The organism is Butyricimonas sp. RTP31003st1_G1_RTP31003_210430, from assembly GCF_040920905.1.
In the GTDB taxonomy this organism is placed as follows: Bacteria; Bacteroidota; Bacteroidia; order Bacteroidales; family Marinifilaceae; genus Butyricimonas; species Butyricimonas paravirosa.
The window spans coordinates 136798-162759 of the sequence record NZ_JBCOSQ010000001.1 but is presented as its reverse complement, the minus strand read 5'-3'; the positions used below and the strand labels follow the sequence as shown (position 1 = coordinate 162759).

Genomic DNA, 25962 nt, shown 5'->3' with positions numbered 1-25962 from the left:
TTTCACTTTCAGCCATTAATTTTTACCGTTTTCATCTCTTTCAGAACATCTTCCAGTAATTGGGACGTTCCTATTCTGAAATAAGCAGGCGTAAGCCATTGCTCGCCTAAAATATGTTTCACGATCGTCAAATAACGAATCGCGTTCTGAATCTTCGTAATACCACCGGCCACCTTAATCCCGACCATCTTCCCGGTCTGTGCATGGAACTGACGCAAGGCTTCACAAATCACGTAAACCGTCTCCGGTGTAGCATTTACCGGAACCTTCCCGGTAGATGTTTTAATAAAATCAGCTCCCGCGTAAGCCCCGATCAATGAAGCATTGAACACGCTCTCGATCGTCTTCAGCTCGCCCGTTTCCAAGATCACCTTCAAAATAACCCCGACACAAGCCTCACGAATAGCAACCAACTCTTTATACACCTTCTCGTAATTACGCTCCAAGACATCCCCCACGGAAATCACGACGTCTACCTCATCCGCTCCCGCCGCGATAGCAGCCTTGCATTCAGCCAACTTCACGTCCAAAAACGTCTGTGCAGCCGGGAAACAAGCTCCCACGACCGTCGTTTTAATCGGTGTCCCAACCAGATTTTCCTTCACGAGAGACGTAAACCGGGGAAACACACATACTGATGCCACATCCGGCAACGTGTTTTTCTTCAATTTCTTCAATAATTCAGAAACGAAAGTCATGATTGATTTCTCCGTATCCGTCACCTTCAGCGAAGTATAATCCATACATGAAACACACAATTCAAAATTCTCATTACAATAAGCCGGAGCAATTTCCTTCTCGATCACCCCATCCAGCTCAAATTCGATCCGATCCTCTAAATTTGAATACCCGTAAATTGCCAATGCATCCAATATATTTTCCATATACACTATTTTATTAATCGGCTATCCCCCTACCCGTCTCTATATTCAATACGAAAAAATACACGACAGGTTATTCTTCTACACTCACTAAATTTCGTCATTCCCCTTTTTAGCCTAGGCAAAATTACACAATGTTTGCGAAGTTTTAAAGCAAATCTCGATCAAAATATTTACTTTTGGGAGGCGAAAACACGTAATTAAAATTTAATAACAGACAATAAATACAACATAATGGCAACAAAGTCAGAAGAACAGACGCCGCTTATGCAACAATATTATTCGGCAAAAGCTAAATACCCCGATGCGATTTTATTATATAGGATGGGTGACTTTTACGAAACGTTCGGCGAAGATGCCATTCTAACATCCAGAATACTAGGCATCACGCTCACCAAACGCTCCCACGGCTCTCCCGGAGACGTAGAACTTGCCGGCTTTCCTTATCATGCCATCGACACGTACCTGCCCAAACTGGTACGAGCCGGCCAACGGGTAGCCATTTGTGAACAACTGGAAGACCCGAAAAAAACCAAGAAACTGGTAAAAAGAGGGGTTATTGAACTCGTCACCCCCGGGGTTTCCTATAACGAAAACACCATCGACAACAAAAACAACGTCTTTCTGGCTGCCGTGTATTTCACGAAAACCAAAGCCGGGCTATCCCTGTTAGACCTTTCCACGGGAGAATTCCTAACCACAGAAGGAAGTCCCGCCACCATGGATAAAATATTAAACAGTTTCCAACCCAAAGAAGTACTATACCCTAAAGGTTCGGAAACCCGGTTTAACGAACTCTTCGGGACAAAATACTACACTTACCCGATCGAAGAATGGTTCTTCGAGACAGAATCTGCGACAGATCGTCTCAAAAAACATTTCGAAGTATCATCATTAAAAGGATTCGGGATTGATAAAATGGACTGCGGCATTTCCGCCGCAGGAGCCGTTTTGTATTACCTCGACATGACAAAACATGAACTCGTGGGACATATCACCTCGATCTCCCGTATCGACGAGTCAACCTGTGTCCTATTGGATCGTTTCACGCTACGTAACCTCGAAATTTTAGACACCCTCCACGAGGGAGGACGCTCCCTAGCTGACATTATTGACCGCACCATCACCCCGATGGGCGCACGCGCTTTACGTCGCTGGCTGTGTATGCCCTTGAAGAAACCGGCAGACATAAACGAACGCTTGGACATCGTGGAATGTTTCGTGCATCACGAAACGGAACGTTTGGAACTGGAACAAATTCTCCGCACCATTGGAGACCTGGAACGCCTTGCCTCCAAGATCGCCGTCGGCCGCATCTCTCCGAGAGAAATGGTTCAACTAAAAATTGCGTTACAAGCCATCAAACCGTTGAAAGAACAATGCTTATCTACCAGCAATGAAGTTCTTGCCAAATGGACGCAACAACTGGATGATTGCGAAGTATTAAGCCAAAGAATAGACCACGAGATCAGGGAAGATGCCCCCTCAATGCTCAACAAAGGGAATGTCATCGCCCCCGGAGTTAACACAGAACTGGATGAATTACGGGAAATCTCTTCTCACGGGAAAGAACTTCTACTAAAGATGCAACAACGTGAAATAGAGAACACAGGAATACCTACATTGAAGATCAGCTTTAACAATGTTTTCGGCTATTATATCGAAGTGACCAAAACTCACGTGAGCAAGGTTCCCGACACTTGGATTCGCAAACAAACCCTTGTCAACGCGGAACGTTACATCACTCCCGAACTAAAAGAATACGAGGAAAAGATTCTTGGTGCCGAAGACCGGATTCAAGAATTGGAAAGCGATATATACAACACTTTGCTGGCAGCGGCAGCCTCCTATATCAAACCGATACAGCTGGATGCCCGCGTCATCTCCTACATCGACACCTTAATCTCGTTCGCCAACATAGCAATCACGAATAATTACCATCGACCGGAGATCAACGAATCCTTCGTGATCGACATAAAAGGAGGACGGCACCCGGTCATTGAACGCCAATTACCTCCGGGAGAAAACTATATCGACAATGATCTCTACCTCGATAACGATAAACAACAAATCATCATTATCACGGGGCCCAACATGGCGGGTAAATCAGCACTTTTACGCCAAACTGCGCTCATCGTGATCATGGCACAGGCCGGATGTTTTGTTCCCGCCATATCGGCAAAGATCGGGTATGTCGACAAGATTTTCACCCGCGTCGGGGCATCCGACAACATCTCTTTGGGGGAATCCACCTTCATGGTCGAGATGAACGAGGCTGCCAACATCTTGAACAACATTTCCGACCGAAGCCTTGTACTATTCGATGAGCTTGGACGAGGAACCTCCACGTATGACGGTATTTCCATCGCTTGGGCCATTGTCGAGTTTTTACACGAAAATCCGAAAAGCAGGGCAAAGACCCTTTTCGCTACTCACTACCACGAACTGAACGAAATGGAACGCTCTTATCCGAAAATCAAGAACTTCAACGTATCGGTAAAAGAGGTGAACAACAAAGTCGTGTTCCTTCGAAAACTGATAAAAGGAGGTTCCAACCACTCGTTCGGTATACAGGTCGGTAAAATGGCAGGCTTGCCGCAATCTGTCATCAAACGTTCGTCCGAGATACTGAAACAACTCGAGAACGACCGTAATTCAAGCGGTGCGATACAAAAGAACGTCGCTAAAATAGGAAACGAAAGAGAAGGCATTCAACTCAGTTTCTTCCAACTGGAAGACCCCGTGTTATTACAGATTCGGGATGAAATAGCCGGACTGGACATCAACAGCCTGACCCCGCTTGAAGCCTTGAACAAACTAAATGAGATAAAAAAGATAACAGGTATTTAGGTCACAAATTGTGACCTAAATACTATTTTTCCAAAGCCACATCTCCACTATTCCATATATTCTTACTCTTAAAAAATGTACAATCATACTCTCTCGGTTTGTACTTCACCTGCTTCACTTGCTGAAACTTACCAGACTTATCTATCTTGTAATAAGTATCTATTCGTTGTCCCTGCATGGAGTCTAATTGATAGTACTTATCAAAAAAAAGTATCGGTTCAGACGATATCGGCTTTACTTGACATACTTGTATCTGCAAATTCTTATCAATTCTCCAATGCTTGGAACTTGTATATTCCCCCCTCCTAACAAAACCTATTTCTACTTCAATGTAATCTATCATCTTTCCCTCTTTATCATATGTAATTAATAGGTGTTTAGTGCATTCAGAAACACCTATTTTAGCTACAACAAGAACAAACTCGCTTGATTCCGGTTTAAATAACCTAAAAATACTACCGCCACTTGTCCAAGTTGTCTTAATAGTACCCCCAAAATCCATATATTCAAATAATAAAGAACAAGGGATTTCCTTATCGGCAACAAGCCCATAACTAGGATTTCTTTGCCCCTTATCTGTTAAAACTCGTTCGTAAGGTAAAGAGGTCTCTTTTATTACTTCAAATTTACATTTTAAATCAAAAGTGTTTTTCTGGCAATTTCCGGATAAACCTATACAGAAAAGCAACACGATAGATAACCATACTTTCACAATTTTCATTTTTTAATTTATTTATTAACCTCCCAAACAGCAATAGTTCCACTCCACGTTCTACCATCATTAGGTCTTACCTGGGTTACGTCAACTCTTTCGCCATTATAATTACTCGGGTCATAAAATTCATTAGAAACTGGATCCCAATAAAGTCTATTTTGTGTAGCATCACATCCTTCACTCAACTCAGACACTCCTGTTTCCATATAAATATAATAATACAATCCCAAATCATAATCATATCCCCGCCCTGTAACAACCACAAAATGATCTGTTGTTCCCTCATTTATACCTCGTCCTATTTCAGTATTAAGCCCCACAACTACTGGCCGACCTCGTTCCAAATGAATATCTGTACACTCTAAAGCCTGCATATGAGCTACCCAAGGATCACTACTAAAATTCTCAAGCCTCCCATTCAATTCAATCTTTAGTTGATACATACTATTTGGACTACCAGCTATAAATCAACATAAAACAAACACGAACCCATTAAACGAGAATATGCACACCAAGAAAATAGTCCCCCCCCTACTTCGCCACCCTCACCCTCTTAATCATCACATCCTCCACCGGGCGGTCCCATTCACTGGTCTTCACGGCGGCGATTTTATCCACGATTTCCAGCCCCTCGATTACCTCGCCGAAGACCGTGTATTGCCCGTCCAAGTGGGGAGTCCCGCCGACTGTCGTGTAAACCTTTTTCTGTTCTTCCGTCAGCACGAACTCCGCGTTGACAAACAGGCTGTCGCACTCCCGGGTTAGTTTCTCCGACAAAGCGACTATACCCTCCGTATCGTTTACCTCCTGCAAACGAGTAAATTCATCCTTGTACTGATTCTTCAATCGCCCATATAACGCCATCTTACGCCTTTCATTGATACTCTTCACGGTAGCCTCCAACTGTTCCGGAGAATACACCTTTCCTTGAACAATATAAAACTGTGCCCCGCTAGACTTACGTTCCGGATTGGTATCATCCCCTTCTCGGGCAGCCGCAAGCACTCCTTTCTTGTGGAAATACTCCGGCACGAACTCCGCGTCTATCCGATAATCCACGTCTCCCTCACCCAACATCACGTCCGGCCCTGCATTCTTCGACGTCGGGTCACCGCCCTGTATCATAAAATGATTAATCACCCGGTGAAACAACAATCCATCATAAAATTTTTCATCCACCAACTTCAAAAAATTATCCCGATGCTTGGGTGTTTTGTCATACAAACGAATCTTTATATCCCCGTACTCCGTGGTAATTTTCACGATAGGTTCTGTTTCATTCTTACACGAAGCGGCAAGAACCAAAATCAACAATACTCCGATAAATTTATTCATAATAACTCTTTTACTGGTTACAATTCGACACTTTCACCACAAAAATAGAAGAAAATACTTTACTAACAATAAATTTGTTTGTATCTTGGCATGATTAACCAAAACGTTGTCAAACATGAAAACGATTCTACTATTTACACTTGTCATCCTAGCGGTTGCAATCTCCGGATGTCAAGACAAAAAGAAGGTAAGAAACACGAATACGCAAAAAGAAGCGGTTAAAGTAGAGACCAAGGCTGTCCTTATAAAAGACACCATCCAAGTAACGGAAACAAAAACGGTAACCGAGACCACCGTGGTAAAAGAAGCCCCAGAATATCTCCTTGTCGGCGGCTGTTTCCGCATCAAAGACAATGCAGACCGTATGTACGACAAGCTACACAAGGAAGGCTACGCAAACGCCATAATCATGCCTTATAGCAGGGATCTTTACCTCGTGGCTTACGAAGGGTACAAGACCGAGAAAGAGGCTATCGCTGCCGTGAGAAAAATTCACAAAATCCCCGGTAAAGAAGAGACCTGGATCTATCAAATAAAATAAACGCAAGTAACATGAAACTCGTATTGTTCCTGTCATTCGTCCTGATATTGCCATTTATCGGCTGTCAACGGGATAAAATGAATTCCAAGAACCTGACTACCGTCAACGTGAAAAGAAACCTTCCGGCCTCTCTTTCGGGAAACACCGTCTCCCTTGACACTATCAGGCAAAAACCCTCGCGAGATAACAATAACACAACGATTGCATCAAACGTGAAGATTTCCCCATCCCGGCAGGAAACAGGAAAGCAACAAGGAACGGAACAAAACATCAAGAAAACAAATACAAGAAGTTATCATATCATCGTGGCCAGCCATCCCCGGGAAAATCTAGCAGAAAAAGACGTGACACAACTAAAAGCCAAAGGCTTCCAGAGCGCACAGATCATTATCAAAGACCAGCGTTATCGTGTCAGTATCGCAAATTACACGGATAAACAAGAAGCCACGAAACAAAGGGATCTACTCGCCACCCAACTGGGACAAAGCGATATATGGATCATGCTTTATTAATACATGATAGCCACCACGGCTGTGGCACCATAAATATACCCGACATACACTTGGGCAGGGGTATGTTGTTTTAGATACAAGCGGGCAGAGGCAACAAGGCCGGAAACCAGAATCAGCAAAGGCAACAAGTTAATCACATCACCCAAGTACTTCATTCCCAGAATAAAAACAAAGCCACACAAAGCCCCGATAGCTGTCATGTGCATACTGATCTTCCAGCGAATCGTCACGATCATAAAGCCGGAGAGCATGATTACCATAATCAGGTAAAACTGTCTCACGATATTAGAATAAGGCAAATTACGGGAAAAATAAAACACGATAAAAGCCCCCACGATCGTCACCAGCACCGGGAACACCCGATCTTGTTTCTGCACCAGACGGTACCCCTCAATCAACCCCAACCATTTTAACAACGGCAAGCAAAGCAATGGAATCAACGTCACCCCCAGCAGGGTCAACAAATAAGACATATTCTGCGTGTATGCCGGAATATAAGTAAAAACGGTTCCTGTATTAAATGTGATAAACAACACGTACAAAGGCAACAACAAAGGATGAAACAGTATGGATACTGCAAAAGCAAGTACTTTCATATTTTAAAATTATGGCTTTTAAACTTCCCTACGAAGTCGGGCCACCGGAATATCCAGCAACTGACGATACTTTGCAATCGTCCGGCGGGCAATCTGGTAACCTTTTTTATTCATTAATTCCACCAACTCATCATCCGTGTAAGGTTTGCGTTTATCCTCGCCGTCCACGATTTCCTTCAACACATTCTTCAACTCGCCCGTGCTAACTTCCTCTCCACTACTTGTCGGCATACTTCCCGAAAAGAATTGTTTTAAAGAGTAGATACCGAACCAAGTCTGTATATACTTAGAATTAGAAACCCTCGAAATAGTAGAAACATCCAATCCCGTAATATCGGCAATATCCCGAAGAATCATCGGTTTCAACTTGCTCTCGTCCCCCGTCTGGAAAAATGGTTTCTGGAACTGCACGATAGCCGTCATTGTCAACATCAGCGTGTTATTTCGCTGTTGCACGGCATCAATAAACGAACGGGCAGAACTCAGTTTATATTTCACGAAAGACACCACATCTTTCTTCTCTCGGGAATTCGAATTCTTCTGGTAATCCTCCAACATATTGACGTATGATTTGTTCAACCTCAACTCGGGAATATCCCCCGTGTTCAAGCTCAACTGTAACTCCCCGTCAACAATATCCAGGTTAAAATCAGGAATAATCTTCTCGGCTCCCGGAACCGAAGAATCGGAAATCTGTCCGCCCGGCTTGGGATTCAATTTCAAAATTTCGTCCACCGCCTCTTTCAACTCCTCGTCCGAAATCCTCATCCGTTTGGAAATCTTCTCGTAATGTTTCTTCGAGAACTCCTCGAAATAACTCTCCAATATAATCCGGGCATTTATCAAAGCCGGCGTGGAAGTCTCCGCCAAGCGTCGTTTCACCTGCAGCAACAGACACTCCCTCAAATCTCTCGCCCCCACTCCTGCCGGATCGAAACGCTGCACGACACGCAACAAAGATTCAATCTTCTCATCGTCCACCTCGATCCCCGCCCCAAAAGCGAGATCATCCACGATATTCTCCACGTCCCGACGCAGATAACCATCATCATCTATATTACCAATGATATACTCGCAGATCTTACGATCCATCTCTCCCAAGTGCTGCGTCCCCAACTGTTCCACCAGATTCTCCCGAAAAGAAATCCCCCCGGAAAGCACGAACTCCCGTGCATCATCATCCTTCGAGGCATTCGATGCTGTCAACTTATAGTCCGGAATATCATCCTCATCACTGATATAATCATCTAAAGAAAACTCATCCTCCGAAGATTCGTAATTATCTTCTTCCTGCGAATTCTCATCATAATCCACCTCATCCCCGTCCTCCTTAATATCAACCTCCGGCTCTGGTTTCTCCTCCCCCTCTTCCAAAAGCGGGTTTGACTCCAGCTCCTCCTTAATCCTCTGTTCAAGTTGATAGGTAGGAAGCTCAAGCAGCTTGATCAGCTGTATCTGCAACGGATTGATTTTCAACCCTAATTTCTGTTGTAAATTTTGCTTGAGCATCCTTCTATTTATTTCAAATTATTCTTAAAACTCGGCATTCTTCGGTGTCCGCGGGAACGGGATCACGTCACGTATATTCCCCATTCCGGTCACGAACAACAACAAACGTTCAAACCCAAGTCCGAATCCGCTATGCTCCGCGGAACCGAACCTTCTCGTGTCCAGATACCAAGACATCGCGGAAACCGGAATCCCAACCTCCTGCATACGGGTCACCAGCTTGTTATAGTCTTCCTCACGCTGTGACCCCCCGATAATCTCTCCGATTTGCGGGAAAAGCACGTCCATCGCGGCAACCGTCTTTCCGTCCGGGTTCTGTTTCATGTAGAAAGCCTTGATTTCCTTCGGGTAACCCGTCAAAATCACCGGTTTCTTGAAATGTTTCTCTACCAAGTAACGCTCGTGTTCACTCTGTAAATCCACACCCCAACCTGTCACCGGATACTGGAACTTACCGTTCTTATTTTGCTTGCTGTTTTTCAATATATCAATAGCCTCCGTGTAAGTAACCCGTTCAAATTCATGGTTCAACACGAATTGCAACTTCTCGATCAACTCCATGGAACGTTCCTCGGCTTTCTTATCCTTCTCCTCTTCCTGCAAACGCTTGCTCAAGAACAACAAATCGTCCATGCAATGCTCCAAAGCATAACGGATCAGGTATTTCAAAAAATCCTCCGCCAAATCCATGTTATCTTCCAAATCATTGAAAGCAACTTCCGGCTCGATCATCCAGAACTCCGACAAATGGCGCGTGGTATTTGAATTCTCCGCCCGGAAGGTAGGCCCGAACGTGTAAATCTTACCCAGCGACATGGCACCCAACTCACCTTCCAGCTGACCGCTCACCGTCAAGTTGGTTGATTTACCGAAAAAGTCCTGTCTGAAATCAACACTTCCGTCCTCCAACAAGGGTGGATTCTTCGGGTCAAGCGTCGTCACCCGGAACATCTCTCCCGCCCCCTCGCAATCCGAGGCCGTGATTAACGGGGTATGCAAATAATAGAACCCGTGATCGTTAAAATATTGATGAATGGCAAAAGCCATCGCGTGACGAATACGGAAAACAGCCCCGAAAATATTCGTGCGGAATCTCAAATGAGCCACCTCACGCAAAAATTCCAAGCTATGTTTCTTCGGTTGAATCGGGAACTTTTCCGGATCAGCCTCTCCCATCACGATCACCTCGTTCGCTTGAATCTCGCGAGCCTGTCCGCTCCCGGCACTCTCCACGAGCAAACCTTTCACGTGAATAGCCGCCCCGGTCGTTACTTTCTTCATCACCTCCTCGGCCACCTTCTCCATATCAACTACCACCTGTATATTATTGATCGTAGAGCCGTCATTCAACGCGATAAAATTCACCTGTTTATTACCGCGTTTGGTTCTTACCCAACCTTTAACCTCAACCTCTTTACCGCAATCTCCTGATTGCAACAGTTCTTTGACTGACATTCTACTCGTTTTCATCTGAAAAACATTTAAATATTAAACTTACAACCGCAAAAATAGTATTTTTTCATGTAAAAAACTAGACCACGAATAAATCACTCAAAATCGCGTCTGAAATTACCCACCCGGTCTCGCTGATTTTCCACCTTCCTCCTTCCTCCACCAAATCCCCGGAACGCTCGTATTTCCGGACTTGTTCCTGCACCTGTTCCCAAAACATGGCGTAATCTCTCTCCAATTTTTGTTTCTCCATGCCCCACATTGTCCGCAAGTTCGTCATCACGTATTCATTATACAAATCAACAGGTTTTAATTCCTCTTTTTCAAATGAAAGCGTTCCTTCATTTAAATGATCTATATAAGTTTTCAAATTCGCCGTGTTCCATTGCCGGGAACGCAGGTCATAAGAATGAGCCGAAGGGCCGAAACCGATGTATGGCTTTTGTTGCCAGTAAGATGTATTGTGCCGGGAGTACTTCCCGTTCCGGGCAAAATTGGAAATTTCATAATGTTCAAAGCCCAACTCTTTCAACCGTTCACACACCCGCTGATAACGTCCGGCCATCACCTCTTCATTCTCCAACCGGAACTCACCTCGTTTCACCATGTGTTCAAATACCGTATTTGAATCAATACTCAACATATATACAGATAAATGAACTATTGGTAAACAACTTGCCTTCTCCACATCTCTCAACAACTCCTCCTCCGTCTGCCTCGGCAAACCAATAATCAGATCCATGCTTATATTATCAAATCCCATGCCAGCAGCAAGCGCGATTCCATCCATTACCTGACGGGCCGAATGCGTCCGGTTGATTCGTTTCAATTGTTCATCCGAAAAAGATTGCACCCCGATACTCAATCGATTAAACCCCAAATCCTTTATTCCCTGCAATTTTTCCGGCACCAGATCTTCGGGATTCAACTCAATGGTTCGCTCCATACCGGGGGCGAACGAATAATTTTCCTCCAACTTCCGAATAATTCGTTCCAGTTCCCCACGTTCCAAGTAAGAAGGAGTACCTCCCCCGAAATACAAAGTATTCATTTCCTGCCGTGGCAAATACCCCCTCCTTAAAACGATCTCCCGTTCGATAGCCCTCAGATATGCCTCCTTCAAGGTCAATGAAGCCACCGAATAAAACCCGCAATAAAAACATTTACTCCGGCAAAAAGGTACATGCACGTATATTCCCATGATCAAATTTTAATAGATACCCTGCAAAATAACAACAATTATTCACATGAACCATAAGGCATAAAGGGATTTGTTTACTACATTTGTGAAATTTCGAACTCACAACGCGTGTATATGGGCAAATTGGTTGCAATCTTATTTATGTTCATCTCCATATCACTTGACGCCCAAACGGTCATCGTAGGGAAAGTTATAGCCCACTCTGGCGAACCGGTCAGCGGGGTACACATATACTGCATCGAAAGCGAAAAAGGCACCACTACCGACACCTTGGGTCTCTTCCGGTTAGAATGTCCCATCCCTTGCACGTTGGAATTTTCACACGTCAACTATAAAAAAGAAACTTACAAACTCAACAAAAGTGACGCACCCTTCGTCATTACCTTGCGTAACAAACAGAACAACCTGAAAGAAGTCGTCGTCACGGCCCTTCCGGCCAGCGGGCGAATCCTCTCCTCCATCAAGGGGATCGAACGGATTCCGGCCATTCTCGGCGAACAAGATGTACTGAAATACCTCGCCACCATGCCCGGCATCGTGACGACAAACGCGCTCAATTCCGGCATCTACGTCCGAGGTGGAAACAGCAACGAAAACGGATTTCTCATCAACAATATGCCCATCGCCTACCCGGACCACCTCACGGGAATCCTGTCCACGTTCGACCCCTACATACTGAACAACTCCACCCTTTTCAAAAGCGGTTTCCCCGCCCGGTACAACAGTTTTTTATCCTCCTACATCAATATGCGCCCCGAACCGGGAAACAAGCACGAACACGAGGGAGAGCTGACTCTCGGACTTGTCTCTTCCGCCCTGAAAGCCAAAGGCCCGATTATCAAAAATCATACGTCCTTTGCCGCCTCTGCCCGGACCTCTTATTTACAACATATCTCCCGGTTATACAACCGGTCCATGGACGACAAGACGAATCCTAACTATATGCCGGAGTACTCCTTCAGTGATATTACCGCAACCATTGATTCACGTCTTTCCGACAAATGGAGAATGACCGCCTTCGGACTGTTCTCCCTCGACCACATGAAAATGAAGATCAGCGAACACGTGCAATACATTTTCGACTGGCACACCTTTTCCGGCAACGTGAATGTCTCCTACACGCCCAATGCCAACGAGCAATGGGATTTCCAGTTCGGCGGGAAAAACACGTACAGCGAGGGTGACGCCTTCGGCAGTGTTCCCATGGGAGGCGGAAATCGCAACTACGCCCTTCTCGGACAAGCAACCTATTCCCGCAGACTCTCGGATAAATTGAACCTAAACAGCGGGGCAAAATTTGAATACTCCCGGTTCGAAACTGCCAACAAAAGCGACGACAGCCAAAATCTTCTAATAAAAAGTTCGGACAAAGACTTCAATCTATATGAATTATACCTGGATATAAACTACCAATTGAATCAAAACTTCTCCTTAAACGTGGGAGGAAATTATCAATTTTACGCAGGAGAAACCCGGGAACACACCTTCTCGCCCCGGGCAAAAATCAGTTACACGATCAACAAATTCACCATCTGGGCCGATTACGCCAAGACAATTCAATATTTAAGCCTCTACCCCTATTTCACGGTTAAAACCCCGATCGACATTTGGTATCCCTTGGCAAAAGGAACCCAACCCGCCACCTGTCACCAGTATTCCATCGGGATTAATCAAGAGATCGGACAACTATTATCCTTCTACGCGGGCATTTTTTACAAGGACATGCGTAACGTGAAAGACTTCGCCTCGGACATTCAAACTGAATATTCCGCCCTAAGCAATCGCCAAATTCAAGGAAAAGGCCATGCCAAAGGTCTCGAATTTGACCTAACGCTCAACCATCACGCACTCTACATGCGGGCCAATTACACGCTCTCCGAATCCAAGCGCAAATTCGCAGAAATCAATAACGGGAAAGCCTTTAATCCCCCGTACGACGTGAAACACAACGTCATGATCAACTTCTCCTATCAGATTTCGCCCCGGCTCCTGTTGAACACCCTTTGGACCTTCTCGTCCGGGGTTTACACGACCTTTCCCAAGGGAATGGTCATCGCCCAGAACATCACGGAATTCAATGATGACAAACCTATTCTTATCCCCGTGTACACGGATCGCTATAACTACAAATTACCCAACAACCACCGGCTGGATGCCAGCCTCGACTATAAATTCGGCGGCAAGAACCTCTTGTTCAAACTCAGCGTCGGAGCCTACAACGTATATAACCAATCGAACCCTTCGTTCGTTTATTTTCAAGCAGAAAGCACGGACAACCTGACCAAGATTATCCCGAAATCCAAGGTCATGCTCCCCTTTATCCCGTATGTTTCACTTCGAATAAACTGGTAATCAAATGAAAAATGGAATTTTAACCCTCCTGTTTCTCTCGCTTCTCTCCTGCATGCCGGAAGAGGAACTTCCCATGAAAGACATGGGTGAGATCTCCGGTTATTTCATTGAATGCTACTGCAAACCGGGTGAATTTTACACGTTGAACGCGGCCAAAGTCTCCCCAATCCACGAGATCATCGACCTGAGCGACCCTATCAATCTGGATGTTTCCATAAAGGCTGACTCCATCATCAAACTTATCCCCACGTTCAGCCCCTCATTCCTCGGAAATTTCAGGCACGACACCAAGTTCAATCAATTCGGTCTAGACTCGCTTTACCTGAGCATCTACACGCCTGAAAAAGAACACATCACGGCCAAAACCGCCATACCGGACCCCATCGCTATCTCTTCCTATTCCGTTTCCAAGGTGACGAACTCCGTCACGATCAGTTTTCAAACCTCCCTCAATCCCATGCAAAATTACTATATATATAGCGTGCAGGCAAGAAAAGAAGGAGCCGGGGATGACAACCTGCTGAAAAAAGAAACAAGCTATCTCGACCTATCCCGCCATACCGGGGGTGTCTCGATCGAACGCACCATCAAATGCCAAGAAATCGAAGAGGCAGAAGCCGTCGTCATTCTTCTTTTACGTATTACCGAAGATTGTTACAACTATCAAGTTTCTCTCTACGAGGCTAACAGCGCCAACCAAGGTAGCATCACCTCTCCCGTCCCGCTTATCGGAAACATACAGGGTGCGCTAGGGATATTCACCTGTTACACGGAAGATTACAAATTCGTATCCCGCGAAAGTTTTCAATAACATATCCCACCTTACAAGACTCTTTAAACCCAACAAGTCCGGAAGTGAAGCCGATTTAAGTAATCATTTGATTATCAAACCATGATCACTTCAAGAGAAAATGCGGAAAAACTATTTAAAATGTATTTTTAAAATCCTTATAAAACGCTATTTTTAGTATAGCGCTTTAATAGAGCTTTAATAGCGTTCTAATAGCGCTTTATACGAAAGTGATCCGGAACAAATCAGCTAGAATTAATTGATTATCCGACTATTACCTTAGCACGTCGGCATAAATAGGGTACGTCCCCCCATACGAACAAAAAATACCCCCCGACCATTTACCCCCAAATAAATAATTCCGAAGTCAATCAAAACGCTCTGGAACAAATCTTTTCGCGGAATGTTTTGGAATTCACGTATTAATGTGTAATTTTGCCCCTCATTTTGGAGTGGAGTACTCGCTAAATTGTAAGGGATACCTTAGCCATGCTCTTTACAATGCACCTGTCTCCGTTGAAAATTATATCAGTTTGCCCGATAAACCTCGTTATTTTCAACCGGATAGAATGCCCAGAGTCCCCACGAAGAAATACAAACAGAAGTTTAATTTTTAATTAAAAAAAAAGTGGATCAGATTAGTTACAAAACAACTTATGTCAACAAAGCCACTGCACAGAAAGAATGGGTTTTGATTGACGCAGAGAATCAAGTTGTGGGACGTCTTGCCGCTAAAGTTGCGAAACTATTGAGAGGCAAGTACAAACCCAGTTACACTCCCCACGTGGATTGTGGAGACAATGTAATCATTATCAACGTAGAAAAAGTTATCTTCACAGGTAACAAATTAACAGACAAACAGTATCGTAGACACACCCAGTATCCTGGAGGTCAACGGATTTCTACCCCGGCAGAAGAAATGAAAAGATTCCCGGAAAGAATTCTGGAACATGCTGTTAGAGGTATGCTTCCTAAAAATCGCCTTGGAAGAGCTGTATTCAAGAACATGCACCTGTTCGTAGGACCGGAGCATAACCACGAATCACAACAGCCTAAAGTAATTGATATAAACGCACTTAAATAACAAGGTATGGAAGTAGTAAATGCAGTAGGTAGAAGAAAAACAGCGGTAGCCCGCGTTTATCTTAACGAAGGAAAAGGCAATATTACGATCAACAAGAAAAGCCTGGAAGAATATTTCACATTGCCTACCCTCCAATATATTGTAAAACAACCGCTTGAACTATTAGGTGTGTTGGGACAATATGACATCAAGGTAAACCTTGTAGGTGGAGGTTTCAACGGACAAGCTGAAGCTTTACGTTTGGGAATTGCCAGAGCATTGGTGAAAGTAAACGCAGAGGATAAATCAAAACTAAGAGCAGCAGGATTCATGACCAGAGATCCGCGTGAAGTGGAACGTAAAAAACCGGGACGTCCTGGCGCTCGTAAGAGATTCCAATTCTCTAAACGTTAATAGGAGTTTAGTATCTAAATTGGCGGGACTTCTGTGGAGAACTACCCGACAATTGATTAAATTTAAGAAAGTAAACTTTAAAGGAGACACAAAATGTCAAATACGAATTTCGACGAATTATTAAATGCAGGTTGTCACTTTGGACACCTTACCCGTAAATGGAATCCTAAAATGGCTCCGTATATTTTCATGGAGCGTAATGATATCCACATTATTGACCTGAACAAAACAGCCATCATGTTGGACAAGGCAAGTGCAGCTTTGAAACAGATCGCTAAATCAGGTAGAAGAATTCTGTTTGTTGCAACAAAGAAACAGGCTAAGGACATTGTTGCTGAAAAAATTTCTAATATCAATATGCCGTTCGTGACTGAAAGATGGCCGGGTGGTATGTTGACCAACTTCCCGACAATTCGTAAAGCCGTGAAGAAAATGACCACCATCGACAAGATGGAAAAAGACGGTACTTTCTCTCACCTTTCAAAACGGGAAAAACTTCAGATCTCTCGTCAAAGAGCAAAATTGGAAAAGAACTTGGGTAGCATCGCTGACCTGACTCGTCTTCCGGCAGCTCTTTTCGTGGTTGACGTGATGAAGGAGTACATCGCTGTAAAAGAAGCTAACACGTTGGGAATTCCAGTATTCGCTATCGTGGACACGAACTCAAACCCGGAAGGAATTGACTTCGTAATCCCGGCTAACGACGACGCATCAACTTCTATTTCTTTAATTATCGACAAGGTAGCCGGAGCCATCAAAGAGGGTCTGACGGAAAGAAAAGCCGAAAGAGAGAAAGAAGGAGACAAGAAAGGTGCCGAGAAAGTTGAGGCTCAGGATGAAGTAGCTGAAGTAAGCGAAACCGCTTCTGAAGAATAGATTAATTTTTGACTTTAGATTTCAGATTTTAGATTGAATGATCTAACTTCTGAAATTGAATTAACATGGAGGTTTAAAGAATATGGAAATAAAAGCAGCAGACGTGATGAAGTTGCGTAAAGCAACAAACGCCGGAATGATGGACTGCAAACATGCATTACAAGAAGCTGAGGGAGATTTCGACAAAGCCGTTGATATCATCCGTAAGAAAGGTCTTGTTGTTGCAAGCAAACGTGCAGACAGAGAAGCAAAAGAAGGATGCGTTTTAGCCAAAACCGATGGAAAGAATGCAGTTATGGTTTCCTTAAACTGCGAAACTGACTTCGTGGCTAAAAACGAGGGATTCATTGCTTTCACGACCAAAATTCTTGACGCCGCTTTAGCTAATATGCCTGCAACTACCGAAGATTTGTTGGCTATCCAACTGGACGGTAGAAGTATCGCTGACCAGATTTCAGAACAAACCGGTGTTATCGGTGAGAAACTGGAATTAAGCTACTACGGCTCTGTAAAAGCAGAAGATTGCGTGATCTACATTCACCCGGGAAACATGTTGGCAACCGTTGTTGGTTTCAACAAAGCAGCTGACACCCAAGTGAAGAAAAATATCGCCATGCAAGTGGCAGCCATGGCTCCTGTTGCCGTGGATAAAGACGGTATTCCTCAAAACGTTATCGATCACGAATTCGAGATCGGTCGCGAAAAAGCTCGTGAAGAAGGTAAACCGGAAAACATGCTGGATAAAATTGCTCAAGGTCGCTTGAACAAATTCTTCCAAGAGTCTACCTTGTTAAACCAAGTTTTCGAGCAAGACGGTAAAATGTCTGTAAAAGAGTACTTGAAAAGCGTAGATAAAGATTTAACTGTTACCGCTTTCTTACGTTTCACGTTGAACGCCTAATACAGGAAACAAATCTTTGAAATATAGAAACAGGCTTAGCAATAGGCCTGTTTTTTTATCCACTCACACCCACGATATGCAGCAAGAATATACCTACATCCTGTTAGACCTCGACGGTACGGTCACCGATTCCATGGAAGGAATCACCAAATCAATCCGGTACGCCTTGAAACACTTCGGAATAGAAGTGAGTGACTTGAACGAACTACGTAAATTCGTGGGTCCCCCGTTGAAAGAATCCTTGATGGAATTCTGCCACTTCAGCGCAGACCAGGCCGAGGAAGGCATCCGGAAATACCGGGAAAGATTTGCCGACACGGGCATATACGAAAACGCCGTTTATCCCGGCATGGAACGCCTTCTGCAAGAATTAAACGAGGCCGGAAAGCAAGTGATGCTCGCTACCGGAAAACCGGCTTATTACGCTGAAAAGATACTTGATCATTTCCACTTGAGCGATTACTTCAAATTCGTCGGGGGAAGCGGGGTTGACGGCTCGTTGTCTCACAAAGACGAGGTGATCCGTCACGTGCTGGAAAATAATGACATCCGGGACTTGAGTAAGGTGGTCATGGTGGGGGATCGGAAGCACGACATCATCGGGGCCCGGAAGACCGGAATTGACTGTATCGGGGTTTTATACGGTTACGGGGATCGGGAAGAATTAACCCAAGCCGGAGCCAAACGGATCGTCGCGTCGGTAGAGGAATTAAAACAGGCGTTATTACCCAAAAACCGCCTACATAATCAATAAACAGTCTTGTACAGATCGAGTTATTGTACTATATTTGTTTACTCGATTAATAATTTTTATGGATGAATACATTTAAGCCGGAAATACAAGAATTATTAAAAGCCGTTGAAAAGAAGTACTCTCAAAATTTAAGGACAACCACTGATTTTGATGTATTTTCTCTTCACTTAAAGCTTCAACTCGATGTATCCATATCCACTTCGACCCTAAAGCGGTTGTGGGGCTATGTCAAAGACAAGCACAAACCGAGGAATCAGACACTCGATTCTCTCGCGCAATACATCGGCTTTTTCAACTTCAACGAGTTCTGCGCTTACCTGAAAGACAACAGTCTATGCAATTCATCCTTCTTTGTCACGAAACAGATTCAAACCAGAAATCTCTCGGCAGGAGAAGAAATTGAAATCGGATGGTCGCCCAATCGCTACCTTCACCTGCAATACCAAGGGGATTCATGGTTTGAAGTGGTAGAGGCCCAGCACTCCAAGCTCGTGCAAGGAGATCGTTTCGAGGCTGTCAGCTTTTTGATGGGACAACCGTTATCCCTCGGCTATGTTTTAAGAGACAACCAGAAAACGCCGCCATTTATCGCGGGGCGTAACGGGGGATTGACTTTAATTAACCGCATCCATGCTAAATAACGATTTGTTATCATCGGGCTTCGTGGGAGAAGATATTCCAAGTCAAGAGAGTATGTTCAGCAATATTTCCGAATTCTATCGTTCGGAATCGGGTTATAGTTGCCTGCATCTGTGTCGACGGTACGGGAAATTACATATCCTCAAAAGCCTACAACCCCCATTTAAACAAGAAGAGTTCTACAAACAGTTATTACACAAGGAATTCAATATCGGCTACCAGTTGGATCACCCGAATATTCGCCAGACGATCGACTGGGAACAACAGGACGAGTTGGGGCTGTGTATCGTGATGGAATACATTGACGGAATTTCCCTGAAAGAGTTTATGATTCAAGGGAAACTAACGCAACCTCTCACGTACAAGTTTATCCGGGAACTTTGTGAAGCGTTACACTATATTCATAGCAAGCAACTTGTTCATAAAGACTTAAAGCCGGAGAATATCATCATTACCCACAACGGGAATAACGTCAAATTAATCGACTTCGGCCTCTCGGATCGGGATGATTATGACACGCTGAAAATTCCTGCCGGAACAAAAAAATATCTCGCCCCGGAGCAATTACTTCCTCACGCATCGCTTGATTGCCGTACGGATATTTACTCTCTGGGAGTTATCATCCAAGACATCACAAGCGTGATAAAGGATCGAAGATTGGCTCGAATCGCACAGAAATGTACACAGAAAAATCCTGACAAGAGATTTCATTCCGCCCAAGAAGTGCTGGAAGCGCTCAATGTTAGAAGACATAGCAAGAGCATTCTTTATATTTCTGCGGTCGCGGCACTCTCGCTCCTGACGACGTTTTACCTGAAGAACTTGTCGTCCCAACCGGATAAAAGTAGCATAAACCGGGTGTACAGCAATTCGGTGATCGCACCGACCTGCCAAAAATTCCTCTTACAGGAAAAGAATAATTTGAATAGACACGTGATTGCTTACAAAAAGAACGAACGATCCCTTGTGCAAGATAGTACAAACACGCAAAAGGCGCTCAAGCAAATCATAAAAACAGAATTCGCGGACGCCACACAGCAAGAGTCCCGTTTGTTCAAGCATCAAGTGAATGAATTAGAATCTGAAATCGGACAAATCTTTGAAGCCATCCGAAAAGAGGTCCAATAAAGCCATCACTGTTCATTAATCCGCAGGAAGTTTCCCCATTCTTTCGCCTGCCGGTAAATCGGTTTACGCCCGGAAGGCACGTAAAGAGTACATACATTGAAAATATCCCCTGCCCCGGTAAACGTCGACGAGTAACAAACAGGCGGGTAAGTTGCCATCAGGTAAAGCTCCTGCAAATTACAACCATCAAGACAATAGTCAAACAATGCCGAAATCTCTTTTCCCAACACCAGTACCTGCAATTCGGAACACTCTTTGAAGGCCGCCTCCGGAATAGTATAAACTCCATCGGAAATAACGATTTTTTTTAATCTCGAACCCCGGAATACCTGTTCGCCCAACTCCTCCACCGAAGCGGGGATAATGATGGAATCCAACAAACAATTCTGGAAAGCCGCCGCCCCGATCTTTCGAACGGAAGAGGGGAACGTGAATTCCTCGGCCGTTTTTCCTTCCGGGTAATGGATCAAGATACTCGCATCTTTATTGTATAACACACCATCAATACTTGAAAAGGTGGTATTCAAAGGAGAAACAGACAATTCCTGCAAAGCACTGCAACCACTTGAAGTTTGGTAAACGACTAGACTATCGGGTATCGTCATGGAGATCAAACCGGAACATCCTTTGAATGCATCTTTCTCGATCACTTTCAAGCTGTGAGGCAAGACGATTCGCTGCAATTGACTGCATCGAAGAAACATCCCGTAGTCCAACGTGTCCCGACGAGTATATCGGGACCCGTAATAGCTACTTCCACCCTCCACGATCTTTGCCTCGGAGAGATCCATCTCCACTAATTGGCCCGGCGTTTCATGCCCCTCAATATCCCATCCCAACATTTCACGTAACAAACGAATATCCGTTCCGTTCAAGAAACCGGAAAGGGTTAAGGAGGCAAGGTTGTACTTTTGATCTCCCATGATTTCCGGCAACATACCGGGAACAGAATTGTAAACGGCCTCGCTAGTCGTAAATTCCACGGGCGTAGAGTAAGTTTCCCCGATCGAATTCACGGCGAATGCACTCACGATATAAGTGGTTCCCATCTCCAACCCTTGCAGTTTTCCCGTGAAAACACCCTCATCACCCAATGGTACCTCAACCAATTTCCCGTTTTCCGTATCCTTCTCCCGATACGTAAACGCCAGAGTTGTCAAGGCTTCCCCACCATCATCCACCAAGATACACTGGAATGCCGCACTAAAAGGCCCCTTGTATATCATGACCAGATCACCCAGAACGGGTAGGGTGTTCGGCAAGGTCTGAAAATGTCCAATATCACTTCGCACGACGCTATGACCATTTGATATTTCCAAGCAATAATAATACGATGTTCCGGCTTGTAAACCCGTGAGGCAAGTCTCCACGTTTCCCTCTACCCCTTCAGCCTCCTGTTGAAACGCTTCCGCCATATCCTCGGATGTCCCGTACAGGAATTTACACGAGGTAACCGTTCCCTCTCCCCGCAATTCAATCTCCGCAGAGATTCTCGCCGTGTTACGAGTAATCTCTGTCACCTCATTTAAAGAGATACGGGGAGCCAGCACAGAAGGTTCCTCTTCCTTTTTACAAGCAAGTAATAGTAAACAGCACGCGATGATCCATTTGTACATATCCCTAAAAATTTATTCCGACTCCAACCGTGGGTTCCCAGTACTCCCCCTTTATCGTGATCACTCCAAGCGTGAGGGCCATTTTGCGAACCTTGACAAGCAAGCCAAGTTCCGCGGCAATCCCCTTGTAGGAATAATCTTTATTTCTCAGTTTCAATCCCTCGATGGTTTCCCACGCCACCTGCCGTTTCCCATAGCCCACTCCCTCGTATAGATAGCATAACGACGCTATCGAGTGAATTCCCCCGGCCAGAAACGCGTACCGGGAATACTTCTCGGAACCCGTGTAATAAGGCGTGTCCCCGGTAGAAGGTATGCTCCCGTCCTTCCGACATTCCCCATCCACGGACAAAGACTTGAGATCAGCCTGCCCATGCACGTATAACCCATGTTTTTTCATGCACGCCAACATGACCCCGAAAGCGGGACGTTCGTGATCCCATCCGACAGTCAATAAACTTGTAAAAGCAAGTCTTCGAGATTTCAATTTACCCGTTGGCATAGCCCGTAAGCTCTCGTCCAGCGAGGCGTTCGGTAACGGCCGGAGAACTTTCCGTACTCTCGGGTATTCTTCCTCGACCTTCAAAAGCGGTTCTTCTATCACCAACTCGTAGGTTAATCTCGATTCAAGGGTAACGGGAAATTTATAGTCCCGCAAAACACCCCATCGAGGATGCTTTATCGTTATTTTCCGAGTTCCATTTGGCACGTACAACCAGATTTCACCCACTTCATTCTTACGCTGCACGATTCCCAAAGGAGTAGAAAAGGCGAAATCACGATTCCCGACCACTTTGATTAACGCACACGCCTCGTCATTCAAGTCTCTCACAGGATTCACCCAAGCTGTTATATCGTTGGGTAACAAGCGAAACGAAGCGACCTTAAACTCTTGAGCCCATCCCGGCACAAGTAGCCATAAGAGTATGATCGTGCATAAGATTTTTTTCATCATTCAAAATTAAAACTTCCCAAGTGAATAATATCCCGTTCCGGCAATAACGTCTGGTCATCTATTCTCCGGGGCTGCCACGTACGCACGTGAATTTTAGGTGCCGTCTCGTCAGAAAAATCCCATAACAAGAATAAATACCCCTCGTCCGAGTACAAGTCCGAAGAGTAAGCCTGACGAACGGAGACGCCATAAATTCCCGGTCGGGTGGGATGCCTCCGGATCAGAAAATCAGAATAACGAACCTCTATTTTCTTATTTGCCTTGAATATCCGGCGCAAACGATCCAGATATTGTTGTTTCGTTTTTATATTGTACCGGATCTGATCGGCTGGAAGATAGTGGCCTTCCTGTGGCAGTTGTTTCACCACGGTACCAACAATGATTAACGCTTTCTCGCTAAAAAGTTGCTCCAAGAAATCAATATCTTTCGTCTCGTACGACATCCGGAAATGCTCCATGTAGTTTAAGATCACTCTCCGATTTTCCGAATCCGTCTCCGAGAATCCGTTTTTCAGGACCTTTTGCGCCTCTTGATAAAACGGGCTGGCAGTATCTATTGCCTGAATTCTTTCTTTCCGGGGCAAAGAAAGTTTCTTCGCTGGCAGTATCGTGTTTTCCGGTTCCGGCACTTCGACCGTCTCCAGGAGCGGGTAACGATAAAAAAACTGTACAACGGGAGAAGTTGTTTCCAAAGATTGCCAGTCCAGTTCAAAAGGATATGCCGTGCTGAAGGTCTTTCCCATCCCGTCAATCACGAGATCCATGCTGTCCTGATGAACAAAAACACGGTTCGTGTGGCTCCACGGATATATTTTATCATAGATAAAAGGGGTCACACGGTTCCCTTTAAAATCAAACAGGGCCCATTTCCCTTTACTCTTTAATGCCAGTCGTTCCGGATTTATAAATTCTCCATCATCATAGTCGGCAGGAACGATCATTTTCCCGGCCTTATCAACCACCCCGATTCCATTTCGAGTTAAACAGAATGCCACGTCGTGACGGAATTCAGTCATTTCCTGTATCTCGGCGGGAAGATACAACACGGTTTTCCCTTTTTTATCCAAACAAGCACAATAGTGTTGCCGCAAATCTTTGTACACGAGTAAACCGCAAGAAAATACTCCCTGTAAGCGACAATTCGTTAACATCACGGGAAAAACGTTCTGTCCCTTCCTGTCGATGACCTCGTAGGCGATTCGTCCCTCCCTGTCTGCCATCCCGACCAAGGCCATCCCCTCGGAAAAATCACAGGCAAAATCATACTCAGGGGCAATAACCCATTCCCCACGAGTATTCACGTAGCCATATTTTTGATTTCCAGTATAAGCCAGAGCAAGGCCATCTCTAAAATTATGCATCACCCGAACGGGTACTCCCCGGTAGGAATCTATTACCGCAATGTTCTCACTCGATTTATTGATTAAAATGAAAGGCCCTCCCTTTTCTTCTTGGGCAATGGTTACGTCCTCCATAAAGTTTCCCACTTGGATAAAACGCCGGGAACTTGTTGTCATCGGAACTTTTGAAATATCACACAACCGGAACATTTCATTCCCACAGGGAAGAACGCACACTTGATTTACAACAATGGAAGGTTTACCAGAAAATAAAGAATCTATCAGCGCGTTCCCATCGGGCGTAATGATCCCGAAAGAAGAGTCTCCATGAAGAATTTTCACGGGATAACCATTTATTTCCACCCGCTTTTTCTCACAGGAGACGCACACGTATATTAGTGCAAATAGAAAAATAATATTTCTCATAAACACACGTTCCTATTTTTTGAAATATCCTCCCGTTTTACGTGAACCTCTATATTCAATTAATCCTTTCTCTTTCAATGATTTCAAATAACGTTCCATCGTGGAAGTCCCTTTTTGAAGGAATTGGGTAATTTCACCGCCTTTAGCACCTAGCTTTTTCTCTAAAAAAGCAAGAATCAAAGCCTCAACCTCATTTATTCCCTCATTTATTCCCTCATCAACGTTTATCTTATCATTTATATGATCATTTATTCCCTCATCAACGTTTATATGATCATTTATGTGATCATTTGCTCCTTCATTATTATAGGATCATCACAAACGCAACTTTCAGCAGCAATACTGTCTTGATTAGAAAAATGTTCCTTAAATTGGACCGTACTCGTTTCCCCACATGCTACTATCTGTTGTAATTCCTTGCTATCCATCTCTTTTGCCAGTTAATTATCTTACAAAAGTAAGAAAAATAGCCAATCTAATCCTCCCAATCCTCGATTTCTCCACCGATTTCGATTTTCACCTGTTCCGGATTCTTCGAGATCGTGACGGATAACATATGCTGGATACCGGGTTTAAAGACAAATTTGCTTTCCACCATGTAGGACACTCCTTTCATCACCACTTCAACTAAAGGAACTTGATTGGTTAATCGTTGGGGTACCACGATAGCCGTATATTGTGTCTTGTTGACTTTTTTCGCCTTAATCGTCTGTGCTGTTCCGTGAGTGTTCCGGGTAACAATTCCCACGCTCAAGTCGATCGTGGCAGAAGGTACCGTATTATGGATGTATACCTCGGCATCTTCCGGAATATCACCATCATAATCTTTACCTTTCATCAGACGCACAACCATTTTACTCATCCGGTGCTTGAATGACAAGGAGACCGGAGAATCGCTTGCCGTGACGTTCTGATCCGTGGCCCAAAGAAAATCACTCGCCTCGTAGCCATCCAAACCGGAATCGGTTGAAGTAGCCGACTGATCCAATGCCACAGAAAAAGGCAGATCGTCCACGCCCGAAAGAGAGGGGATGTACGGGTAATAAGCGAAAACATCAAAAGAACCCTCATCCCAATATAACTTTCTGGCGGGATTCCACTTTGTCCCGTCAAAGG

24 protein-coding genes are annotated in these 25962 nt (G+C 44.5%); 12 read left to right on the top strand and 12 right to left on the bottom strand.

The features are described 5' to 3' along the window. Positions 1-8: 8 nt before the first annotated feature. On the bottom strand, positions 9-884 hold the full coding sequence (gene deoC / locus AB5542_RS00625) for a deoxyribose-phosphate aldolase (RefSeq protein ID WP_279038616.1): 876 nt from the start codon (positions 882-884) through the stop codon (positions 9-11). 231 nt (positions 885-1115) lie between these two features. Here deoC and mutS point away from each other — a divergent pair, with 231 nt between their 5' ends. After that, positions 1116-3731, top strand: a complete 2616-nt coding sequence (mutS, locus tag AB5542_RS00620) for a DNA mismatch repair protein MutS (protein WP_279038617.1) — start codon at positions 1116-1118, stop codon at positions 3729-3731. A gap of 22 nt (positions 3732-3753) precedes the next feature. On the opposite strand, the gene AB5542_RS00615 is transcribed toward mutS, so the two are convergent. The 3 genes from AB5542_RS00615 to AB5542_RS00605 all read right to left on the bottom strand — a co-directional run bounded on the left by AB5542_RS00615 (position 3754) and on the right by AB5542_RS00605 (position 5781). Continuing rightward, entirely contained in the window at positions 3754-4452 is a 699-nt protein-coding gene (locus AB5542_RS00615; RefSeq protein ID WP_279038618.1) for a hypothetical protein, read from the bottom strand. An 8-nt stretch (positions 4453-4460) separates the two neighbouring features. Beyond that, the gene (locus AB5542_RS00610; protein ID WP_340278436.1) at positions 4461-4889 is read right to left on the bottom strand and encodes a hypothetical protein; all 429 of its coding nucleotides are present in this window, start codon (positions 4887-4889) and stop codon (positions 4461-4463) included. 88 nt (positions 4890-4977) lie between these two features. Continuing rightward, positions 4978-5781, bottom strand: coding sequence for a peptidylprolyl isomerase (locus AB5542_RS00605; protein WP_279038620.1), 804 nt, complete (start codon positions 5779-5781; stop codon positions 4978-4980). A 115-nt stretch (positions 5782-5896) separates the two neighbouring features. Here AB5542_RS00605 and AB5542_RS00600 point away from each other — a divergent pair, with 115 nt between their 5' ends. Both AB5542_RS00600 and AB5542_RS00595 read left to right on the top strand, forming a co-directional pair. Beyond that, the gene (locus tag AB5542_RS00600; RefSeq protein ID WP_118304656.1) at positions 5897-6322 is read left to right on the top strand and encodes an SPOR domain-containing protein; all 426 of its coding nucleotides are present in this window, start codon (positions 5897-5899) and stop codon (positions 6320-6322) included. 11 nt (positions 6323-6333) lie between these two features. After that, positions 6334-6834 carry an SPOR domain-containing protein gene (locus AB5542_RS00595; protein ID WP_288215023.1) on the top strand — a complete coding sequence of 167 codons (501 nt, stop codon included), beginning with the start codon at positions 6334-6336 and terminating at the stop codon, positions 6832-6834. On the opposite strand, the gene AB5542_RS00590 is transcribed toward AB5542_RS00595, so the two are convergent. The 4 genes from AB5542_RS00590 to hemW all read right to left on the bottom strand — a co-directional run bounded on the left by AB5542_RS00590 (position 6831) and on the right by hemW (position 11592). Beyond that, the gene (locus tag AB5542_RS00590; RefSeq protein ID WP_118261574.1) at positions 6831-7430 is read right to left on the bottom strand and encodes a PAP2 family protein; all 600 of its coding nucleotides are present in this window, start codon (positions 7428-7430) and stop codon (positions 6831-6833) included. The two genes, AB5542_RS00595 and AB5542_RS00590, sit on opposite strands and share 4 nt — an antisense overlap. Before the next feature lie 18 nt (positions 7431-7448). Further along, positions 7449-8939, bottom strand: a complete 1491-nt coding sequence (rpoN, locus tag AB5542_RS00585; RefSeq protein WP_087419181.1) for an RNA polymerase factor sigma-54 — start codon at positions 8937-8939, stop codon at positions 7449-7451. A 24-nt stretch (positions 8940-8963) separates the two neighbouring features. Then, positions 8964-10409, bottom strand: coding sequence for an asparagine--tRNA ligase (gene asnS / locus AB5542_RS00580; RefSeq protein WP_270544346.1), 1446 nt, complete (start codon positions 10407-10409; stop codon positions 8964-8966). Positions 10410-10470: 61 nt separating this feature from the next. Then, positions 10471-11592: a radical SAM family heme chaperone HemW gene (gene hemW, locus AB5542_RS00575; RefSeq protein ID WP_288215022.1), complete on the bottom strand. Its 1122-nt coding sequence runs from the start codon at positions 11590-11592 to the stop codon at positions 10471-10473. A 114-nt stretch (positions 11593-11706) separates the two neighbouring features. On the opposite strand from hemW, the gene AB5542_RS00570 reads away from it, so the two are divergent. From AB5542_RS00570 to AB5542_RS00530, 9 genes are all read left to right on the top strand, one after another. After that, positions 11707-13944, top strand: a complete 2238-nt coding sequence (locus AB5542_RS00570) for a TonB-dependent receptor domain-containing protein (RefSeq protein WP_288215021.1) — start codon at positions 11707-11709, stop codon at positions 13942-13944. 4 nt (positions 13945-13948) lie between these two features. Further along, positions 13949-14755 carry a DUF4249 family protein gene (locus AB5542_RS00565; protein WP_288215020.1) on the top strand — a complete coding sequence of 269 codons (807 nt, stop codon included), beginning with the start codon at positions 13949-13951 and terminating at the stop codon, positions 14753-14755. 607 nt (positions 14756-15362) lie between these two features. Next, a complete protein-coding gene (gene rplM / locus AB5542_RS00560; protein WP_027200744.1) occupies positions 15363-15818 on the top strand; it encodes a 50S ribosomal protein L13 in 456 nt (151 codons plus the stop codon). A 6-nt stretch (positions 15819-15824) separates the two neighbouring features. Next, a complete protein-coding gene (gene rpsI, locus AB5542_RS00555; protein WP_027200745.1) occupies positions 15825-16211 on the top strand; it encodes a 30S ribosomal protein S9 in 387 nt (128 codons plus the stop codon). Positions 16212-16304: 93 nt separating this feature from the next. Continuing rightward, positions 16305-17087 carry a 30S ribosomal protein S2 gene (rpsB, locus tag AB5542_RS00550; RefSeq protein WP_087419186.1) on the top strand — a complete coding sequence of 261 codons (783 nt, stop codon included), beginning with the start codon at positions 16305-16307 and terminating at the stop codon, positions 17085-17087. 82 nt (positions 17088-17169) lie between these two features. Beyond that, positions 17170-17988 carry a translation elongation factor Ts gene (gene tsf / locus AB5542_RS00545; protein WP_087419187.1) on the top strand — a complete coding sequence of 273 codons (819 nt, stop codon included), beginning with the start codon at positions 17170-17172 and terminating at the stop codon, positions 17986-17988. Between the two features lie 76 nt (positions 17989-18064). Continuing rightward, on the top strand, positions 18065-18742 hold the full coding sequence (locus AB5542_RS00540) for an HAD family hydrolase (RefSeq protein ID WP_288215019.1): 678 nt from the start codon (positions 18065-18067) through the stop codon (positions 18740-18742). Between the two features lie 62 nt (positions 18743-18804). Then, positions 18805-19383, top strand: coding sequence for a hypothetical protein (locus AB5542_RS00535; RefSeq protein WP_087419189.1), 579 nt, complete (start codon positions 18805-18807; stop codon positions 19381-19383). After that, entirely contained in the window at positions 19373-20509 is a 1137-nt protein-coding gene (locus tag AB5542_RS00530) for a serine/threonine protein kinase (RefSeq protein ID WP_288215018.1), read from the top strand. Before AB5542_RS00535 ends, AB5542_RS00530 begins: the two co-directional genes overlap by 11 nt. Positions 20510-20514: 5 nt before the next feature. Here AB5542_RS00530 and AB5542_RS00525 read toward each other — a convergent pair whose 3' ends face one another. The 4 genes from AB5542_RS00525 to AB5542_RS00510 form a co-directional block, all read right to left on the bottom strand. Continuing rightward, positions 20515-22125, bottom strand: coding sequence for a leucine-rich repeat protein (locus AB5542_RS00525; protein ID WP_288215017.1), 1611 nt, complete (start codon positions 22123-22125; stop codon positions 20515-20517). A 4-nt stretch (positions 22126-22129) separates the two neighbouring features. Further along, a complete protein-coding gene (locus AB5542_RS00520) occupies positions 22130-23077 on the bottom strand; it encodes a hypothetical protein (RefSeq protein WP_288215016.1) in 948 nt (315 codons plus the stop codon). Further along, positions 23077-24846 carry a WG repeat-containing protein gene (locus AB5542_RS00515; protein ID WP_288215015.1) on the bottom strand — a complete coding sequence of 590 codons (1770 nt, stop codon included), beginning with the start codon at positions 24844-24846 and terminating at the stop codon, positions 23077-23079. Before AB5542_RS00515 ends, AB5542_RS00520 begins: the two co-directional genes overlap by 1 nt. Positions 24847-25321: 475 nt before the next feature. Then, a partial coding sequence (locus AB5542_RS00510) for a fimbrillin family protein (RefSeq protein ID WP_368242946.1) occupies positions 25322-25962 on the bottom strand: 641 nt, incomplete at its 5' end.

What these genes read in the sequence shown, in the direction of transcription:
- deoC (WP_279038616.1), bottom strand. Translation starts at nt 884, where the DNA reads ATGGAAAATATATTGGATGCATTGGCAATTTACGGGTATTCAAATTTA.
- mutS (WP_279038617.1), top strand. Translation starts at nt 1,116, where the DNA reads ATGGCAACAAAGTCAGAAGAACAGACGCCGCTTATGCAACAATATTAT.
- AB5542_RS00615 (WP_279038618.1), bottom strand. Translation starts at nt 4,452, where the DNA reads ATGAAAATTGTGAAAGTATGGTTATCTATCGTGTTGCTTTTCTGTATA.
- AB5542_RS00610 (WP_340278436.1), bottom strand. Translation starts at nt 4,889, where the DNA reads ATGTATCAACTAAAGATTGAATTGAATGGGAGGCTTGAGAATTTTAGT.
- AB5542_RS00605 (WP_279038620.1), bottom strand. Translation starts at nt 5,781, where the DNA reads ATGAATAAATTTATCGGAGTATTGTTGATTTTGGTTCTTGCCGCTTCG.
- AB5542_RS00600 (WP_118304656.1), top strand. Translation starts at nt 5,897, where the DNA reads ATGAAAACGATTCTACTATTTACACTTGTCATCCTAGCGGTTGCAATC.
- AB5542_RS00595 (WP_288215023.1), top strand. Translation starts at nt 6,334, where the DNA reads ATGAAACTCGTATTGTTCCTGTCATTCGTCCTGATATTGCCATTTATC.
- AB5542_RS00590 (WP_118261574.1), bottom strand. Translation starts at nt 7,430, where the DNA reads ATGAAAGTACTTGCTTTTGCAGTATCCATACTGTTTCATCCTTTGTTG.
- rpoN (WP_087419181.1), bottom strand. Translation starts at nt 8,939, where the DNA reads ATGCTCAAGCAAAATTTACAACAGAAATTAGGGTTGAAAATCAATCCG.
- asnS (WP_270544346.1), bottom strand. Translation starts at nt 10,409, where the DNA reads ATGAAAACGAGTAGAATGTCAGTCAAAGAACTGTTGCAATCAGGAGAT.
- hemW (WP_288215022.1), bottom strand. Translation starts at nt 11,592, where the DNA reads ATGGGAATATACGTGCATGTACCTTTTTGCCGGAGTAAATGTTTTTAT.
- AB5542_RS00570 (WP_288215021.1), top strand. Translation starts at nt 11,707, where the DNA reads ATGGGCAAATTGGTTGCAATCTTATTTATGTTCATCTCCATATCACTT.
- AB5542_RS00565 (WP_288215020.1), top strand. Translation starts at nt 13,949, where the DNA reads ATGAAAAATGGAATTTTAACCCTCCTGTTTCTCTCGCTTCTCTCCTGC.
- rpsI (WP_027200745.1), top strand. Translation starts at nt 15,825, where the DNA reads ATGGAAGTAGTAAATGCAGTAGGTAGAAGAAAAACAGCGGTAGCCCGC.
- rpsB (WP_087419186.1), top strand. Translation starts at nt 16,305, where the DNA reads ATGTCAAATACGAATTTCGACGAATTATTAAATGCAGGTTGTCACTTT.
- tsf (WP_087419187.1), top strand. Translation starts at nt 17,170, where the DNA reads ATGGAAATAAAAGCAGCAGACGTGATGAAGTTGCGTAAAGCAACAAAC.
- AB5542_RS00540 (WP_288215019.1), top strand. Translation starts at nt 18,065, where the DNA reads ATGCAGCAAGAATATACCTACATCCTGTTAGACCTCGACGGTACGGTC.
- AB5542_RS00535 (WP_087419189.1), top strand. Translation starts at nt 18,805, where the DNA reads ATGAATACATTTAAGCCGGAAATACAAGAATTATTAAAAGCCGTTGAA.
- AB5542_RS00530 (WP_288215018.1), top strand. Translation starts at nt 19,373, where the DNA reads ATGCTAAATAACGATTTGTTATCATCGGGCTTCGTGGGAGAAGATATT.
- AB5542_RS00525 (WP_288215017.1), bottom strand. Translation starts at nt 22,125, where the DNA reads ATGTACAAATGGATCATCGCGTGCTGTTTACTATTACTTGCTTGTAAA.
- AB5542_RS00520 (WP_288215016.1), bottom strand. Translation starts at nt 23,077, where the DNA reads ATGAAAAAAATCTTATGCACGATCATACTCTTATGGCTACTTGTGCCG.
- AB5542_RS00515 (WP_288215015.1), bottom strand. Translation starts at nt 24,846, where the DNA reads ATGAGAAATATTATTTTTCTATTTGCACTAATATACGTGTGCGTCTCC.